We start from the raw sequence: 17,891 nt of genomic DNA on the forward strand, positions 1-17,891 counted from the left end.
CATCGCAGGCGCAGCAGTCGGTCTCGAACTGGAGAAGCGTTCGAGGTCGCGGCGACCTGCAGGCGGGCAAAGCCGGGCCACTGCGGAGACTGCGAGTCAGGCCAACTACGGCAGGCAGGGCGTTCAGGTGAACGTCGGCGGCGCTAGCGACAGGATCACGGTCAAGTCGCACTCCGGCACCGCCGGCATCACGGTCGGTGTGCTGGTCATCGTGGCCACACTCGCCGGGCTGGCGACGGGAGCGTGGCTGCTGCCGAGGCCCGAGCTGGCATCAGCAGAGTCGCCACCCGATGGCGGCGGAGCAGGTGCGCCCGCTTGGGCCGTGTCGATGCGGACGGACCAGTGCAAGTCAGGGTGGGTGGTACCCGACCAGGGCCAGTCGTCGATCCCGGTGCCGGACGGCGGCCAGCCGGCTGGTGCCGTACTCAGCTCTGGCGGGCGGGTCGAGGTCACATTCCAGGGCGTAAGCGACGAAGCAGCCGTGCTGCAGTCGATTTCGGTCGAGGTCGTCCGCCGGTCCTCGCCGATGCGCGGGATCTACCTGCCAGGTCAATGCGGCAGCAACGTCACCCCGCACTTCTACGCCACCGACCTCGACTCCCCCCGACCCCAAGTCGTCCCAATGCCCGGCGAGCAGAGCGGCGAGACGATCCCCGCCCAGGAGTTCAGCTTCAAAGTAGGCAAGAGCGACGTCGAGAAGGTTGTCGTCATCCCTACCGCGACGAGCGGGGACGTGGAGTGGTACCTCCACGTGAAGTGGAGCTCCGGCAGCCAGCAGGGTAACCTCCGAATCGACGACAACGGGAAGCCATTCCGGACCACTGCGGCAACAGCGGCGAAAACTTGGTGCACAAAATACCTCTCGGATTCCGTCGTCTGGGCTGAACCGACCGGCGATATACGAAGCGGGGACATGTCATGCGCCTGATCCATCTGCCGATGACCGTTCTGGCGATCGCCTTGGTCGCCGCAGCCTGCGGAACTGTCGAGACTGCATCGCCTCTGGCGAACACGGCACCTGCAATACCCCCGACCAGCACCACGGCAGCAGCGGTGTCCCGCTGGACGCCCCTTACGTCCACGGGGATTCCACCGGACCGCCTGACCGAACTGCAGGGCGGCGCCGGATGGGACAGAGGATTCGTCCTCGCGGGACGGCACCGATTTCCGGCCCCCTCCTAACGTCCGAGGTCAGACGAACGTACTCGTCTCGGACGTCTATACCTCTCCCGATGGCCGTAAATGGATGCCTGCGACATTGAACGGGATTGACAAAGTCGGTCATCGGACACCCGTTTCGGGATACGGAAACACCGTCTATGTGGTGGGCGCTAGCACGAGCGGAGCGGCAGTCTGGCGATCCGAGGACGGTACTTCCTGGAACAAGATCCCTCTCACCGGGAGTGAGCCAGGCGAAGCGCTCTCGGCGGTGGCGGCCGGGCCGCATGGGGTAGTTGTCGTCGGTTTCGACCGCCCTATGTCGTTCCTGGACACTGACGTTATCGACAACCGTGCCCACGACGGGCTGCGCGTATGGCACTCGGCCGACGGGAAGACCTTTTCCGGGCCCAACACGATCCAGGCCTCCGGCCTGTACTCCGCGTACCTACCGGACGTCGCCGCCACTGCCGACAGATTCACGATCTTCGGCGTCAACAAGAGCTCACCCACCAGCACCATCGCGTTCTCGTCAGTGGACGGAGCCGAATGGACCGCCGACGATCCCGGCTCCCTGCGCGGTAGATTGGCGTGCCTCGCACAGAAGGCCGACCTCACCGTCCGGTTCACTGATCCGCCTTCCGACGACGAGCTCAGGCCGACGGCCTGGCGCCGGACAGTAAGAGACCACGACTGGATCGCCTCCCACGATGTAACGGTCGGATCTCTGCCCGACGTCAACGTCGGCAAGCCCAGCGAGCAGCAGATTCGCCAGGTCACCGCGTGGCAAGACTCGTTCGTAGCGACCGGGTCTTCCGGCAACGGCGGCGGCGTGTGGCTATCCCGCGATGCAGCACGCTGGGAACGAGTTCCAGTCAAACAGAACGGCTTCGGCGACGTGGCCAACCTCAGCGCGTTCGCCAACGACACCATCCTTCTCGTCGCAGGCAACACAACCTCGTCGGGCATTGGCCCGTTGAAAATCTGGAGCGCTCCTTGACAAGGTGGCCCTGACCAGCGTCACTGCTTATTCGTAGATCTCGCTCTTGGCGGCCTTCTCCACGAGTGAAATCGACGGCTAGAAGTGGTCGCCGTACCGGGCCGCGAGCTCACGTGCCCGGTCGACGAAGCCCTCGACTCGATCGATGCCAACGGGATCACGGTGGTCGATCCGGCCGGACAGATCACTCTTGAGATCCTAGGTGAAGACGATGAGCATCAGCGTCGGACGAACAGCGACAGCGAGATCCTCGATCGTGCCCAGTTCCTCGGCCAAGTGATCAATCAGCCGGTTACGATTGTCACCGCTGATCGCGGCATGCGCGTCCGTGGCCGGGCCCGGAACCTCACTGTCCGAACACTGCCCGACACCTACCGACTACCGCTCGACGATGATGACGCGCCGAGGACCCAAGACACGTCTGCCTCGGCTTGCACGCCGCCCACGAGTTAACGGCAGTCTACGTGGACCGAGTTGATCTATAACCCCACCCTGAAATTTGGCACGGACCTGCAGCTTGACTGACGTCCAGAAGCCCCAACCGCGACGCGGGAGATTTCCCACGTTTACGTGTTCAAAGGGGGACTTGAACCCCCACACGTGGGATATCTCCCGTGTTTGGGGAGATCATGCGCCCATGGTAGCGCAGGGTCACCTTGTCCGCGCCATTGCGCGTCGACGCTCCACGCTTCCGCTCGGGCAGACCGGCGTTCCCGCGGCGCAGCCGCTGATTGGGGTGAAGCGGCGACACCGGCGCACTCAGCTCGGCGGCGAAGCCGCCGCGGCCGTGGCTGCTGACGACGACCGGCTGTGCCGTCCGGCTCGCCAGGAGCAGCGCACCGGGTCGGCGGGCGCTGGTCCTCGCGCTGCTCGCCGAGGCGACCCAAGCCGGTTCGTGGGCCACGATCACCGGCATGCCCGACCCCGGTGTTGCCGCCGCGGCGGAACTCGGGGTTGACCTCGACCGACTCGCGCTGATCCCCGAACTCGTCGCCGTCCTCTCGGCGCTGATCGACGGCTTGCTCGGCCCCGTCTCACCCAGCGGAGTGCAGCCCGCAGGAGCTGCGCGTCCAGCAAGTCCGCGGTGATCTTGGCGGTGCCGGCGTAGGCGAAGGGCAGGATCGACAGCACCCGCGCCCACAGACGCGGCGGATGCAGCGAGCCGCACGACATCGCCAGTCGTTCGGCTGACCTTCGGCGAGGTTGTCCTGAAGGACCCCCGTGGCGATGCCACGGTCCACCGTCCAGTCTGGTCGGCCGCCGGTCGGATCAGTCGGCACCCGGCACATCGACTGCGATCAGCGACAGGTTGTCGTCAGCGCCGACTTCGTACACCGCGTCGCGCAGCCCCATGACGAGGTCGTCGAGCTCGGTTCGGCGGCACAACCCCCTGAAGTCGGCTGCGCGGAGCATCGAGGTCACGCCGTCGGTGCAGATCAGGAACCGAGATTGTTCCCCGGTAAGCGGGAACTCGATCACGTGTGGTTCGAGCCGCCGGTCCGGAGGTTCGCCGAGTGACTGGGTGAGCCGCGACGTCGGCGCTCCGTCCGGCTCGGTCGCCACGTGGTCGACGCTGATCTGCTCGACGTACCCGTCGGAGATCCGGTGCACGCGGCTGTCCCCGATGTTGAAGCAGATTCCTCGTCGTGCCTGGAAAATGAGGCCAGCGATGGTGGTACCCATCCCGGTCGTCCACGCATCGGCAGCGCCACGCGCGTAAACCCTCTCGTTGATCGCCAGCAATCCGGCACGAACCGCATCGGCCGTCGTCCATTCGTGGTAGTCCTGGGCCGTGTAGGTGAGGGCGAGTGTGCTGGCCACCTCGCCGGCGGCGTGTCCCCCCATGCCGTCTGCGACGGCGCACACCAGGGGTAGCGAGGTCGTGGGGGCACGGAGCTCGACCAGCTGCGGACGGAGCGCCTGACTGAGCCACCCGAACACGAGCACGGTGTCCTCGTTGCCTGGCCGCACCCGTCCCCGCCCCGTGGTCGCCACCACCCGGATCCAGCTCACCGCGAGTGCCCGGGCAGCTGGACGGTGGCGCGCAGGTCAGCAGCGAAACGGACGACGTCCCCATGGCGGAGCCGTCGGGAGGAACCCGGCTCGAGCCGGCGCTCGTTGACGTAGGTGCCGTTCATGGACGACTGGTCGCGCACCGAGATCCCGTCCTCCCCGCGGAGGAACACCGCGTGCAGGCGCCCCACGTTGTCATACCGGTCGAGCTGCGCCGCGATCGCGCCACACTCGGGAGAACGGCCGATCCAGACTTCGTCGCGGTCTATCTCGACCGGTCCCCAGGGGAAGAGCACGCGGGCCGGTTGCCCCGGGTCCCTGTCCCGCCTCGTCACGTGCGGTTCTGCCACTGCCCCGAGCGAATGCACCGGGCACCGCCCTTCGGACAGCGGCATGCCGCAGCTCGGCTCGGCGCACACCCCTTCCTCGTCGCCCGGTGGTTCGGCCGTCATCGGCTCGACGTCCGGCACCAGGAACTCCATGCAGGCCGGGCACAGGGCCTCGCCGGTCCATTTTTGTGGACCGTGCACCGGGCACTTCAGGGCCGCCACGACACATCCTCCAGTTCGATCCCGCGCTCCCGCAGCCGTCGTTGCAGCCGGCCGAGGTCACCGCTCCGCGGCACACCGACCAGCCACACGCGGCCCTCGTCGACCTGCACCTGCAGCGGAGGCCGCTCCGGCCGGGCGTCCACCCACCGGCCGTAGCGTTCACGCCCGCGCTCCCCGATCGGGACGAGCCGCTGGTTCGCCGAACCGCGCCAGACGAGGTCGGTGGGCTCTCCGGCCCGGTACGGCCCGGTGACGAGCGCGTCGATCAGAGCCGGCACGCGCGGACAGCGCGCGACGAAGTCCTCGTACTCGACGCCGGTGAAGCAGAGCACGTCCCACCCGTACCGGCGCCGGAACTCGTCGAGCCCGGTGACCAGTTCGGTCAGCGCCTCCGGCTGCTCCGACGGCTCGCCACCGCTGATCGTCACACCGTCCACAGTGGAGGGATCGGGACCCGCGCACCACTCCAGCACGGTCGAGACGTCGACCACGTGCCGGTCATCGGCCACCCAGGTGTCGCGGGAGGCGCAGCCGGGACACGCGATGGCACACCCCTGGGTCCAGATGCCGATCCGCCGGCCCGGTCCCAGGGCGGTCACCGGGTGGTGGAGACGAGCGATCCGCACCTTCATCACACCACCAGTTCCCAGTTCTGGCCCGCCTGCTCGAACCCCTTGACCTCGATGACGTCCCCCGCGGTCGGCGGGTTCTGGAACACCCGGCGGGCCAGGGGGTTCACGAGGTAGTTCTCGATCGCGGACACCACTCCGCGGCCGCCGTTGGACAAGTCGTCGGTGGCGTGGTGAAGCAGCTGCTCACGGGCGTCGTCGGTGAAGGTCAACGTCACCGAGAACAGCCGGCCGACCGCGTCGACGACCCGCTCCGCGGTTCGTTTCGCGATCTCTTCGGCGACGTCCTCGCGCACGAAGTCGAACACCACGATGTTCTGCTGCAACCGGTTGAACAGCTCGGGGCGGCGGAGCCCGTGCCGGAAGAACAGCTCGATGTGCCCACGCACGCGCTCGTCGATCTCCGGCAGGTCCGCGTCCGCGGTCACGTTCTCGACCGGCTTGCCTTCGTCGTCGGGCACGATGATGCCGAGGTTCGTGGTGAACACGATGAGCGCCTCGGTGAAGTACACCGTGCCGCCCTGCCCGTCGGTCAGCCTGCCGTCGTCCAGGATCTGCAGGAACTTGTCTAGCAGCCGGGGGTGCGCCTTCTCGATCTCGTCGAACAACACGACGCGGAACGGCTGCTGGCGGATGCCGTTGGTGAGCTCGCCGCCGGCATCGTGCCCGACGAACCCCGGCGGGGCGCCGATTAGCCGCGCTTCGGTGTGCTCGGCCGCGAACTCGCTCATGTCGAACCGCAGGTAGGCGTGCTCGTCGCCGAAGAGCAACTCGGCGAGTGCCTTGGCCAGTTCCGTCTTGCCGACGCCGGTCGGCCCGGCGAAGAACAGGGTGCCGCGCGGCCCTTTGCGGCTCCCTGTGTGGGCGCCCGCGAGTCCGGTGACCGATCGAGCCAGGATGTCGAGCACCCGCCGGACGGCGTCGGGCTGGCCGAGCACCCGTGAGCCGAGCTCGTCCTCGGCCCGCAGCAGGCGCTCCCTCAGCGCGTCGCCCTGCCACGGGTTGTCCGGCACACCCACGCGGTAGGCGCGGATCGCGTCCTCCACCCGTTCCCCAGCGATGCCGGACGCCGTGGCCAGCCGCACCACATCACGCATGCTGCGCAACCGCATCCCGTGACTGGCCTCGGCGAAACGCTTGGCCAGCTGGCGCCGGCCGCTTTCGTCGGCCGGGGCACCAGGCAGCGCTCGCACCAGATCACCCGCCGTGCGCAGCCGTACCTCCAGGTCGGGCTCCGGAACGGTGGTGATCCGCAGCGTGTGGTTCCCGCTCACGAACCACGACGGCAGGTCGTGCTTCCGGTCGAGCACCCAGAACACCGTGTTGTAGACCGAACCGACCGGTGTCGCGGCGTAGGCGAGGCGGTCGGCCGTGGACATCAGCAAGCGCTCGTCCGGCGAGAGGACCTCGCCGAGGAACAACCGGGCGGCGTCGGCGAGCACCAAGGCCACCGGCGCCCCCTGGGACCGCTGCCGCTGGACGTCGACCACGGCGTTCAGGACGTCCCGCAGCATGGATACCGGGATCGGCCGGCCCAGCTCGATCCCCGCCGTCCTGGCCACCGCGGCGATCTCGGGGGGAAGGTGCTGACCGCCCGGCGCGAAGAGCTCGACCCCCGCACCCGTCGCGTACGTCAGTATTGCGCCGTACCCCCTGGCCTTGGCGACGGTCCAGATGCTCTCGTGCAGGTTCATGAACCGCACGGCGCCGTCGTGCTCGGGATCGGGCAGCCGGTACAGGTCGTGCACGTTGCCGGTCAGCACGATCTGCGGGTGGGCGCACAGCGCGAGGTCCACCTCACGCAACCAGGCCGGGCGTTCGCCGGCGGTCGGCGCGTTCACCGGCCCATCTCCTTGGCTTGGTGACCGGAACGCTGCTGGTACGCCTCGGCGGCGGGCAGGTCGATCGCCGCGACCGTGCCGAGACGGTTCCGTCCCGGTGGGACGGTGGCGATCGCCTCGGCGGCCACACCGTTCCTCTGCATCCGCCGCAGCAGGAGCGGATAGCTCTCGCAGAAACTGCTCTCCGCCGCGACGTCCGCCGTTCTCCCGCCCTCGTGCGCCTCGTCCGAGCGCACCACCTGGGTGCGGACGACGTCCTGGCCGGCGTCGAGCAGCACCTTGACGCCGTAGCCGGGCCGCTTGGGCAGGCTCGCGTAGGCGACGCCCCGGTCGGCGAGTACCGTCTCGAAACCCTCGGTCACCGCATAGCCGAGGTCGTCGAGGCTGAGCCGCATCGCGGCGGCCACCATCCGCCGGTTCACCGCACGGTCGGCCTGCTCGACAGCGGCGTCCACGCCCGCCACCAGGTCAGCGGGCACCGTCCTGGATCGTTGCCGGATCATGGCGTCGATCTGGGCCCGCAACGCGCCGGCTTCCGCGGTCTCGATCGCGTCGAGTCGCGCTGCCATCCCGGCCAGGGTGGCACCGGCACGGACGACTTCCTCCTCTCGCTGCTCCTCCTTGCGAACTTTCGTCGCCAGGTCGGTCAGGAGCAACCGGGCCCGGGCCTCGGACGGCGCGGCCGTGATCTCCTCGACGGCTCGGGCACAGGCAGCTCTGACGTCGTCGGCCGCCTGCAAGGGCAGACGTGCCGACAATGCGGCCGCGCGTACCGCGAGCGTCTCGCGCAGCGCCCGGGACTTCTCCGCTGCCACGCGCTCGGCCGCGGTGTCCACCACGGAACGTGCGGTGACCCGCCGACCGGCAGGACGACGGAGGACCTCGCCGACCTCGCCGGCGGCGGGAGTCGCGGCGGGCGCTGATCGCAGCGCCTTCTCGCGCGCCGCTGCCACGACCGACGTGCGCAGCCGCTCGCGGTGTTCGGCGACCATCCTCCGTGTCTCGTCGCCGGCCCTCCGGATGTCCGCGGCCGACGCGCCGCGGGACAACCGTCCTGCGGACGGCACTTTCGCGACCGCCTTGCCGAGCACGCTGCGGTAACCGTCGGCCTCCGCGCGCAGCGCGGTGAGTTCGGCTCGCTGCACCGCATAGTCGGCCCACGCGGCACGCTGCTCCCGGCGCTCGCGTTCCCGGCTGTCTTCGACGACGTACGTGGCCGCCGTGATTCCGCTCACCGACAGAGTCCTTTCGACGTTCGGTCAGATTTCCAGCCACAGCGCAAGAGGATCGGGGGCCGCAGGTGGCAGCTGCCACTGCCACAGCAGGACGCCGGTGCGCACCAGGATGATCCCGACGACCACGGCCATCAGCAGTCCCTTGCCGGCCTGAACCGGCCGGCTCGCCGACGCGCGAGCACCGCGGGTCACTGCGACCAGGCGGTTCGCCAGGATCAGGCCGGCGATGACCGCCACGATGGTCGTGGCGGGGAGTGTGTCGGCCGCACCGACCAGCGCACCGTTCGCCGCCGACAGGCCTTCCTGAACGCCGGCGGACCACACCACGGGGAAACCGAGCAGGTCGAGGCGGCCGGCGCCGAGCACCATGGCCACCAGACCGCCCAGGCCCAACGCGCACCACACAGCGCGGCGCCCGACGGACCGCGGACGGCGTGGCCGCACCAGGACGCAGGCGAGCAGGACCGCTACGGGGAGCGCGATCCGGGTCTGGACGCCGGTGAAAGCCGCGGCGATCGCAGCCGGCCCGGAGACCCACTCCTCGGCGAGCCGGGCGACGAGCAACAGCGCGACGAACGTCGTCAGGTACGCCAGGACGAGCACCAGTGCCAGGGCCAACAGGTCACGGCCGACCGGCGCGACCCTGCCCAGGGCAGCCCGCACCGACTGGCGGCGCCGGTTCCGCTCTTCCTGGCGCCTTTGCTTGCGTTCCGCCGCCGCGGCCCCCATGTCCAGGTACGCGCGTTCCTTCGTCGCCACGGCGAGCGCGAGCGCGCCCATTCCCCGGTCGTCGTCGGCCGCCCCCTCGGACATGAGGCCGCCCCACCAACCCACCTGCCGCAACGCCGGATCCCCGAGCCGCACCGACTCGCGGTAGTCCCGGTCGACGAGCACCTGGACGAGCCGCGCCTGCGCGGTCGCGAGCTCCCTGTCGCCGAGCCGGACGCGGCCGAGAAGTCCCGCACGCTCGTTGACCACCTCACGCGCAGCGTCGATCAGCCCGGCGGCCGACCGCAGCACCACGCACCCGTCACCGGCACCACATGCTCGGTGGACCCGGCAGGTGTGCCGGGCGAAGGTGCCCAGCCAGGCGGAATCGAGCCGCGCGACGGCCGCCACGTCGTCACCAGCTGCCGCGCGATCGGCCAGGGCGGCGATCCCGGTCGCGTGCATGGGGTGGCCCTGGCGCGAAGGCACGAGGTCGGGTGCCGTCCACGAGATGAAGCGGGCGACCCGCAGGCTCGCTACCTCCATGGTGGAGGGATCCGTCCGGAACAGGTCTTTCGGCAGTGAGGCGTCGGCGAAGTTGTCGTCGAGCCAGTAGCTCAGCTCGAGCCTCAGTTCACGATCGGCGAACTGGCGGGTCGCCGCCTGCCAGTTCTGGCTGAACACCGACGCCACCTCGGCCGGGTCGTGGCAGGCGCGGCCCGCCACCTCGATCGGCAGTACGGCCGGACGTGCCGGCTGCCGCTCGTCCCGTCCGCTGTGCACGTCCGGAGACTTGCCGACGTCCCAGTTCCGTACCTGCTCCGCGCCCCACCGGTGACTGGTGGCGAAGGTGAGCAGCCCGGCGCAGAGCATTCGCCACCGCGGATCGGTCACCTCGGACAGGTCGACGCCGTACTGCGTCAGGTGATCGAACAAATCCGCGTCGTCGGGGGAGTCGCCCATGATCCCGGTGTTCGGGTTGCGCCCGGTCAGCAGCTCGACGATCAGCACGCCGACTGACCACCAGTCCTGAGCCGCGTCCCGGCTCCTGGTCTGCCAGGTTTCCGGTGCCTGGTACGCCGCCGTGCCGGCGCGGCGGCTCGACATCCGGGTGGCCCGGATGTCCGCGACCAGGCCGAAGTCGCAGAGGACCAGGTCCAGCTCCGCCCGGTTCCGGACGAGGATGTTTTCGGGTTTGACGTCGCGGTGGGCGAGCCCGGCGGAGCCACGGTAGGGCACCGCGGTGTGCAGGTGCTCGAGAGCGCCGGTCAGCTGGCGCAGCACCCGCCGCACGAGGGCTTCCGGAATCGCCGGCCCCTCCGCGCGGATCAGATCGCGCAGCGAGCCCCCCGGGACGAATTCGAGGATTTCCCAGCACTCCGAGTGACCGTACCGGTCGGTGTCCGCGCCCCAGCCGTCGATCCGGACGAGGTGCGCCGTGTCCGCAGCCTGCAGTGAGGCCAGCAGTTCGGGATCAGGCCGCACGGCCTCGCCGTACACCTTGACGACGTGGAAGGTCCCGTCCCGGCGGTGGCGCACTTTCATCACGCGGTGCGCCTCACCACCGGACTTCAGCGCCTCGAGCGGCTCGTACTCCTCGAACACCGGACCGGGCAGTCCGCCGTGGTCCACTTCCGGCCGCGCGGCCGGGGAGGACTCGGCACCGTCTCTTCGCGTGACGGCGGGTGCCACCACGTCGTCCCGGCGGGTCGGCGCCGCGCCATGTGGCGGGTCGCGGCGCGTCGGGCTGGGTTCGGTCACGAAAAGCTCCTCGGATTTCCCGCATGCGTGTTGTCTACGAGTCGAACAAACCAGGCAACTGTTACCGACGTACGGGAAGTAAATCGGTTCCCCACAAAAAGTGGACACTTCTTGGACAGATTGCTGCTCGTTCACGCCCACTGCGGCGGGAACTCGCTTCGCTCGAGTCAACGCGGCTGTGCGCCGAAGAACCGGCGCGACATCCGGTCCCCTGCCGGAACTTCTTCGGCTCGGCGCAGGCGCATGCGGGCAGCCGAATAACGCTCGGCGAGCTCGGGGTGCCGGCCGGCGAGGCGGGTGAGGTCGGAGCGGGCTTCCTCCATGGTTTCGCTCAGCAGGAGCGCCCGGCCCGTCTCGACCGCTGTCACGGCGAAGAACACGTCACCGGCCCGGGACAACGCGTGGGCGGCCTCCACCGCGAGCCCCTTGGTTTCCCGCAGCCAGTCCTCCTTGTCCGTCCTCGTGTACTGAGCACGGAAGAGCCGCACCATGGCGCCGTGCGCGTGGCGGTACGCCCCGGCGGCTTCCGGCCAGGAAGCGCGCCGCGCCGCCCACGAGCCCCAGCTCCGCGCCGAACGCAGGCTCCACAACGCGTCGAGGCCGGCGGCGCTCTCGGCGTACGCCGATTCGGCAGCCCGGAGATCCTCCTCGGCGCGGGTGACCTGATGACGGTAGGCGTGGGCCACGGCCAGGTTGTTCAAGAGCATCACCCGATCCGGCGACCCGACCGCCGACGCAGCGACCACTTCGGTCAAGAGTTCGACAGCCGTATCGAGATCGGCGGGGTCGGATCCCAACACCCAGCGCTGGAGTGTCGCCGCCGCCTGGTTGCCCCGGATCCGCGACCGGGTGAGGGTGCCGCCCGGCGCTCCGGAGACGGCTTTCCCGTACCACGTCAGCGCCCGGTCGAGCATGCCGACATCGCCGGTCCGCATCGCCTGGTCCGCCACCGCGTTCGCCAGATTGTCCTGGTAGCTGGGAAGATCCGGGGCGTTCTCCCGTGCCGCGGCGACGGCCCGCTCGAACAAGCGGACCGCGCGGGAGAGATCCCGCGCCGAATCCTTCACTTGGGCCCGGGTGCGCAGGCCGTCGCCCAGATCGTTGAGGCGGCCCGCCCAGACCGGGGCGTACGGCGAGGTCGCGTCGACCGACTCGGACCACCGGCCGATCGCCTCGTCCAGATCCGCCAGGACGCCGTCCCGCTGGAACCGGACCTGAAGGGCACTCGCCAGATCACAGAGGTAGGTCGGTCGCTCCGCGGCGGCGGGCGGAGCGACGTCGAGTGCCTGCCGGTGGCAGTTCAGCGAATCGTCGAGATCCCGCTCGTTTCCGGTGAGGAGATATCGCTGCCGCAGCACGTTGCCCAGATTGTTCAGGTAACGGGGGCGCGCGATCGCCCTGGGCGGCAGCCCGGTCAGCAGATCGCGCAATGCGGCGGCGGCTCGATCCAGCTCGGCACGGGAACCGCCGTGATGGTAAATGTCCGTCCGATGGACGGCGACGTTGTTGCGCTCGTAGGCGACACCCGTTTGCGCCGCACTGCCCCGCTTCTCCAGCTCGCCCGTCCCGGCGAACAGTGCGTCCGCCCGGGCGAGATCGGCCGGGTCGCCGTACTCGCTCCACCGCTCGGCGTGCGCCGCGGCGAGGTTCGCGGTCCGGGACAGCAGAGCCGGCGCGTCCGCCGGCGTCCCGGCGACGGCTTCGGCGAGCCACTCGATCGCCCCGTCGATGTCCGCACGCGCACCACGCGCGGCATACCGGTGCACCAGGGCGACGCCGAGATTGGCACCGAACAACGGCCGCGACGGCGACGTCCTGACGGTCGCCGCGATCGCGTCGCGGAACGTCGCCACGGCCCGATCGAGGTCATCCATCCGGCCACGGCTTTCGTGCCGCCGCAGCAGTGCGAGCCCGAAGTTGTTCGCCCGCGCCGCCCGGTCGGGTGCCCGCTCCGGGGTCACCGCGAGCCCTTCGCGGTACGCCTCGACCGCCGCGTCGAGATCCTCGCCGGCCCCGTTGACCTCGTACCGGGAGAGCAACGCGTCCCCCAGGCCGGTCAGCTGCCGCGCGTGATCGATGCTTGCGGCACCACTGGCGGACACCGCCTCGAAACACAGCTCGACCGAACGGTAGAGCTCGCTCTCGTCTCCCCGGAGGTGGTAGCGATCGAGCAGCACGCCGCCGAGGTTGGCCAGCCGCAACGCCCGCTCGGGCGATCCCGCCGCGGTCTCCGCCAATGCACGTTCGAACGCCGCCACGGCGTCGTCCAGGTCACCGGGCAGGCCCCGCTGGACATGACGGTTCCACAGTGCCCCGCCGAGGTTGGTGAAGAACAGCAGCAGGTTCGGCTCACCCGGCTCCGCCGTCGCGATGGCTTCCCGGTGCAAGGCGATGGCACGGTCCTGATCTTCCCGGGCGCCGTCGCGGGCGAACTTCTCCGTCAAGCAGAGCCCGAGGTTGTCCAAGCAGGTCGGTCGATCCGGCGTATCGGCGGCCGGGAGCCGGACAGCGCCCTCGAGGACTTCGATCGCCCGCATCAGCACGGCCGGGTCGCCGTCGGCCAGGTACCGCATCCGCAGGCTGTTGCCCAGGTTGTTGCGGTAACCGGCGTCGCGACCGGCGCGGCGGACCGCATCCCCGTAGGCGTCCACGGCCGCTTCGAGGTCGTCCTCGGCACCGCCGGCCTCGTACCGGTCGAGCAACGCGTTGCCGAGCTCGTTGTAGTGGTCGGCGTCCGGTGTCCCGGCGGACTCGATCACCCGTCGCCACAACCGCACGGCGAGGTCCGCCGCGCCGAAGTCACCCGTGGCGGCGTACGCGTCCGCGGCGGCGTACGCCCGTTCAACGACGTCGTCGACCACCGTTCCTCCGTCAGACCCTGTCCTCGGGATGCGGCTCGAAGGCCCGCGCCAGTTCGGACACCAGTTGCGGTGCGGTCCAGTAGACCGAGTGGGTGCCGAGCCCGGACGCGTAACGGTGATCGACCGATACGTCTCTCGGCGGGGTGCCGTCCGCGAGGGTGAACGCCTTGCTGGCGAGGAACGCGAAGGGGTCGAGCGGTTCCCAGAGGTTGACCCACCGGCGGACCGAAGGGGGCAACTGCACCGGATGGCCCGTGTAGGGACGCATTCCGCCACCACGCGGATCGCAGAGGTGGAACACCGGCCAGAGCGAGCCGAACGTCACCACCGAGTCCGTCCAGACCGGACCCGGTGCGGTGCCGGGCGAGCGGGTCGCGACGTCGAGCGCGATGGTGGCGCCGAGGCTGTGCCCGACGAGGTGCACCCGGTGCTCGGCGTCGGTACCGAGCACCGGGTCGACCGCCGCGATGACCTCCCGCACACGCTGGTGGATCTCGTGCTGCCGCCGCTGGTAGACGAGAACGTCGCCGAGTATTTCGGCGAACACCTTGGCCACGCCGAGCCGAGCCCAGCGGGTCACCCTGTCCCCGGCCACGCCGAGCGCCGCACCGACGACGTTGTTGAGCGTGGTGAGGCTGGCGTGCACGGCCTTCTCGACCCGCTCGCCCCGCACCTCGAACTCGTCGTCGGCGATCACCCGCAAGGCGTCGCCGGCGATCCCGGCGCCCACCTCGGCCAAGAGCACGGGGTCGGTGACCTGCCACAGCCACGTCAGTTCCCCCGACCACTCCTTCGCGACGGCTTCGACGATCTCATCCGCCACCTCGGGCCCGAAACGACCGTCCCGTTCCACTGCCCGCACCACCCCGTCGGCCACCATCGTCATCCGGTCGCCCTCGTCCAAGGGCTCGGCGGGCTGTGCCCCCGGCTCCGGCGCCGCGGCAAGCGCGACGGCGAGCGCGCCGAGGTCTTCGTCGAGCGGCTCGTCCCCGGCCGGCCCGCGCACCTCGGGCAGTGACTCGCCGAACCCCGGCACCACGGCGCGGATGACCGCGTCGTCGACCGTACTGCCGAGATCACCCCAGTACACGGGGTGGATCTCCCACCGGTCGCCGAGCCGGTCCCGCAGTTCCGCCACCCGGCCGTCCAGCACGTCCCGCTCCCGGTTGGCGATACCGTGGATGACGAATACCGGTGTGCCCACGCTGCTCCTCAGATACTCGGTGTCCGGGTCATGAGCCGATGGCCGTCGCGGAATGCCGGCCGTAGACGGCGTACGCCAGCCAGGTGGGGTCCTCGTCGTGCTTGATCGCTTCACGCGCCGTTTGCGAAGCCTCGCCGAGCGGCTGCTTGTCCCCGACGAAGGCGCTGTAGAAAGCCTCCGCGTAGGTTCGGGCGGTCCCGGCGCGGACCGGCCACACCGACCCCACGAACGCACCCGCACCGGCCGCGAGGAAGTTGGCCGCCCAGGAATCGATCCGGGTATCGGCCGCACCTCCGGTGGTGCGGCAGGCGTTGAAGAAGACCAGTGGCCGCGTGGTGCGCAGCGACCGGCGGCTCCTCGCCTCCTCCAGGTCCACCGGGGTAAACGGCCCGCCGCCCAGCTGCACCCTGTCCCAGCGGCGTGCCGAGGACTCGTTGTGACAGGCCAGGTGCAGGAGACCGAAGCGCCCGTCCCGCAGGAGAGCCGTCAAGCCCGCCAGATCGCCGATCAACGGCAGGTGCCGGACGTCCGGGCCGAGAATCCGCTTCACCGCCTTCAATTCCTCGTCGACACCGGGCGACGTGGGCGGACACACGTAGGCCGCCGGATTCAGCCGCAGCCTGCGGGAGTACTCGTGCTCGTCGCCGGAGACCCGGCGCAGCACGGGAAGCAGTTCGGCGAGGAACCCGCCGGTCTCGGCGGGCCGGGACGGGTGGAGCAGTTCCCACGGCACCGCGTGCAGGTCGGAGACCACGGTCATCCGCTTGCCCTTGGCCACGCTCAGGTGCTCCAGCAACGACTCCTTGATGGCTTCGGGAAAGGCCTCGCGCCACAACTTCCGGCCGAGGTTCGCCAGGTGGTAGCGGGCGCCGCCGGCGTCCTTGAAGGCGCGGCGGGTGGCCATGGACGTCAGATCCGTGTGCAGCATCTCCAGCAGGCGATCGGAGAGCACCGTGTGGCGCACGGGGGCGGCCGCGTTCCCGTCGTACAGCCGGTACACGTAGTGGTTGCCCCCGTCGTGCGCGATGTCGATGGCGATTTCGTCCGGATTTCCGTGGAGATCGTCCAGGGTCGCGCTGTGCACCCGGGTCACCCCGCTGCCGCCGGCTCCCGCCACGATCTCCATGACCAGCTCGCCGACGAACTTCCCGCCGACATAAGCCCGCACGGAAGGACGGTAGACACCCGGGCTCGGCGCCTCCAGCACGAAAAGAACCGGGTCCGAATCCTGGCCCGCTTCGTCCGGCGGGGTGAACGTGCGCTCGGCCGTGCCCGTTTTCGCGGTGAGTCCCCCGGGACGCAGGGCCAGGTCGACCCAGGCACCGTCCGGCGGCATGGCGAACGGACGCAACTTCGCGGACAGGTCCCGGGCGTGCCGGGTGACGGACACCTCGAGCGAGATCGCCGCGCCGACAGCCACCTCGTCGAGCACCTCACCGGTCAGGTACCGCGCCGGGCGATCGTCGCCGAGGGGGAGCTTGAACTCGTCCTGCTCGGCTGGACGCTGCCGGGAAACCCACGGGCGCACCGACTCGCGCTGGAACACGCGGCGCAACGACCGTCTCGCTTCGCCCGACGGCCGCGCCAGGGCGTCGACGAGCAGCCGTCGTACGTCGATCTCTTCCTGGCGGTCCGTCACCACGTCGGGCAGCGCATCGAGCAGGCGGCGGGCCAGGTCGCGCATCGTCGTCTCGTCCACGCGTGGCTCCCTCAGGCCCCGGTGAACGCGGCCGCGGCCCACACGTCGATCCCGGACCACGGCCGGTCCCCCGGCGCGAGATCCCGGTCGAGCAGGGCGGTCAGCAGCTTCTCGCCCGCCTCCGGGGGCAGCCACGCGGCACCGTCGTCGAGCGCGGTCTCCCACTCCTGTTCCAGCTGCGCGACGGTGACGTCCCGCAGCCAGCGCTGGGCCCCGGCGAGCGCGAGCGCGGGAGAACCTCCCTGCCAATCGCGGTAGAACCGGGTAATCAGCAGTGCACTGGCGTGCTGGCCGGTGACCCACATCGTGGCCACCACGCCGGCGACGCCGGCCTGCACCAAGCCGCTGGGCAGGCCGACGACCTCGTCGGGCAGCTCGGTGCCGGGCAGCGAGGATTCACAGGCGGACAGGACGGCCAGCCGGAGACGCAGCCGCATGCGCAGGATGCGTTCGAGCTCCAGCCTGCGATCGCCGGGCAGGAGCAGGTAGCTGCGCAGCGGGTCGGCGAAGTCGGCCCGGCCGTGACAGCCGGCGTGGAAGACGTCCGAGAGGCGCAGGCCCTGCTCGACGGCATCGACCGTGGCCGGATCACCCGTCAGCAGCTCGGACGCCGCGAACGCGTTCGCGGCGATCACCGCCTCCGGCTCGGTGTACGCCAGCCGGGCGCTGTCGTACACCGCCAGCACCCGCTCGGCGGAAAGTGCTTCCGCACGGCGTCGGCAAGCAGCCAGCGCCCGGGCGTTGGCGCCGTACGCGAACGCGGTCCGGTCGACCGCGTAGCGCCGGCCGGTCGGCGTGGTCGCGTCCTCGGTCCACGCAGCGTGCAGCGGCAGCAGTCCCAGCAGCCCGCACGGCACGACGGCGGTCTCGGGCGGGTCTCCGAGTTCGTCCAGCACGGGCGCCACGGCAGCGTCCCAGAGCCATCGCGCCACCTCGTCGAGGCTGCTGCGCCAGGCGGCGCGCAGCTCTTCGCTGTCCGTGTCGCGCCTGAACCGCTCGTAGTCCCGGAGGTAGCCCTCCGTCCGGGACCGGACGGCGTCGGCGGTCAGCGCCGGCAGTTCGACATCGGTGACCGCCGATCCACGCACGACCAAGGCGAGGCCGCCGGGCTCGGCGGCAGCCAGGTAAACCAGGGGCTGAACGCCCGCGGCGCGTGCGACATCCCCGAAGTCGGGAGTGGCGAGGAAATCCTCGAACCCGTCCACCCGCTGGATTTCCGCGATCACTTCAT

14 protein-coding genes are annotated in these 17,891 nt (G+C 70.1%); 4 read left to right on the forward strand and 10 right to left on the reverse strand.

The window, feature by feature from the left end:
• The first annotated feature begins 127 nt into the window (after positions 1 to 127).
• The 4 genes from QRY02_RS19575 to QRY02_RS48905 all read left to right on the forward strand — a co-directional run bounded on the left by QRY02_RS19575 (position 128) and on the right by QRY02_RS48905 (position 3,246).
• Positions 128 to 928 (forward strand): hypothetical protein, encoded by an 801-nt coding sequence (locus QRY02_RS19575; RefSeq protein ID WP_285992968.1) that lies wholly within the window; start codon positions 128 to 130, stop codon positions 926 to 928.
• Between the two features lie 549 nt (positions 929 to 1,477).
• Positions 1,478 to 2,158, forward strand: coding sequence for a hypothetical protein (locus QRY02_RS19580; RefSeq protein WP_285992969.1), 681 nt, complete (start codon positions 1,478 to 1,480; stop codon positions 2,156 to 2,158).
• Between the two features lie 84 nt (positions 2,159 to 2,242).
• Entirely contained in the window at positions 2,243 to 2,611 is a 369-nt protein-coding gene (locus QRY02_RS19585) for a PIN domain-containing protein (protein WP_285992970.1), read from the forward strand.
• A gap of 341 nt (positions 2,612 to 2,952) precedes the next feature.
• On the forward strand, positions 2,953 to 3,246 hold the full coding sequence (locus QRY02_RS48905) for an ImuA'/RecA-like NTPase (protein WP_502874262.1): 294 nt from the start codon (positions 2,953 to 2,955) through the stop codon (positions 3,244 to 3,246).
• A 181-nt stretch (positions 3,247 to 3,427) separates the two neighbouring features.
• Here QRY02_RS48905 and QRY02_RS19590 read toward each other — a convergent pair whose 3' ends face one another.
• The 10 genes from QRY02_RS19590 to QRY02_RS19635 all read right to left on the reverse strand — a co-directional run bounded on the left by QRY02_RS19590 (position 3,428) and on the right by QRY02_RS19635 (position 17,886).
• Positions 3,428 to 4,105 (reverse strand): PP2C family protein-serine/threonine phosphatase, encoded by a 678-nt coding sequence (locus QRY02_RS19590; RefSeq protein ID WP_285992971.1) that lies wholly within the window; start codon positions 4,103 to 4,105, stop codon positions 3,428 to 3,430.
• Between the two features lie 62 nt (positions 4,106 to 4,167).
• Positions 4,168 to 4,722, reverse strand: coding sequence for an FHA domain-containing protein (locus QRY02_RS19595; protein WP_285992972.1), 555 nt, complete (start codon positions 4,720 to 4,722; stop codon positions 4,168 to 4,170).
• The gene (locus tag QRY02_RS19600) at positions 4,710 to 5,354 is read right to left on the reverse strand and encodes a 4Fe-4S single cluster domain-containing protein (protein WP_285992973.1); all 645 of its coding nucleotides are present in this window, start codon (positions 5,352 to 5,354) and stop codon (positions 4,710 to 4,712) included. The genes QRY02_RS19595 and QRY02_RS19600 overlap by 13 nt, the downstream gene beginning before the upstream one ends.
• The gene (locus QRY02_RS19605) at positions 5,354 to 7,192 is read right to left on the reverse strand and encodes an AAA family ATPase (RefSeq protein ID WP_285992974.1); all 1,839 of its coding nucleotides are present in this window, start codon (positions 7,190 to 7,192) and stop codon (positions 5,354 to 5,356) included. The genes QRY02_RS19600 and QRY02_RS19605 overlap by 1 nt, the downstream gene beginning before the upstream one ends.
• The gene (locus QRY02_RS19610; protein WP_285992975.1) at positions 7,189 to 8,427 is read right to left on the reverse strand and encodes a hypothetical protein; all 1,239 of its coding nucleotides are present in this window, start codon (positions 8,425 to 8,427) and stop codon (positions 7,189 to 7,191) included. The genes QRY02_RS19605 and QRY02_RS19610 overlap by 4 nt, the downstream gene beginning before the upstream one ends.
• A gap of 24 nt (positions 8,428 to 8,451) precedes the next feature.
• Positions 8,452 to 10,896, reverse strand: coding sequence for a protein kinase domain-containing protein (locus tag QRY02_RS19615; RefSeq protein ID WP_285992976.1), 2,445 nt, complete (start codon positions 10,894 to 10,896; stop codon positions 8,452 to 8,454).
• A 167-nt stretch (positions 10,897 to 11,063) separates the two neighbouring features.
• A complete protein-coding gene (locus tag QRY02_RS19620) occupies positions 11,064 to 13,757 on the reverse strand; it encodes a tetratricopeptide repeat protein (RefSeq protein WP_285992977.1) in 2,694 nt (897 codons plus the stop codon).
• 10 nt (positions 13,758 to 13,767) lie between these two features.
• The gene (locus QRY02_RS19625) at positions 13,768 to 14,961 is read right to left on the reverse strand and encodes a lipase family protein (RefSeq protein WP_285992978.1); all 1,194 of its coding nucleotides are present in this window, start codon (positions 14,959 to 14,961) and stop codon (positions 13,768 to 13,770) included.
• 28 nt (positions 14,962 to 14,989) lie between these two features.
• Positions 14,990 to 16,660, reverse strand: coding sequence for a CHAT domain-containing protein (locus QRY02_RS19630; protein WP_285992979.1), 1,671 nt, complete (start codon positions 16,658 to 16,660; stop codon positions 14,990 to 14,992).
• An 11-nt stretch (positions 16,661 to 16,671) separates the two neighbouring features.
• A complete protein-coding gene (locus QRY02_RS19635) occupies positions 16,672 to 17,886 on the reverse strand; it encodes a CHAT domain-containing protein (protein ID WP_285992980.1) in 1,215 nt (404 codons plus the stop codon).
• Between the last annotated feature and the right edge of the window lie 5 nt (positions 17,887 to 17,891).

The organism is Amycolatopsis sp. DG1A-15b (assembly GCF_030285645.1).
In the GTDB taxonomy this organism is placed as follows: domain Bacteria; phylum Actinomycetota; class Actinomycetes; order Mycobacteriales; family Pseudonocardiaceae; genus Amycolatopsis.

Bases quoted from the DNA above. Each gene is read 5' to 3' on its own strand.
- QRY02_RS19580 (WP_285992969.1), top strand. From the start codon at position 1,478: ATGTCGTTCCTGGACACTGACGTTATCGACAACCGTGCCCACGACGGG.
- QRY02_RS19600 (WP_285992973.1), bottom strand. From the start codon at position 5,354: ATGAAGGTGCGGATCGCTCGTCTCCACCACCCGGTGACCGCCCTGGGA.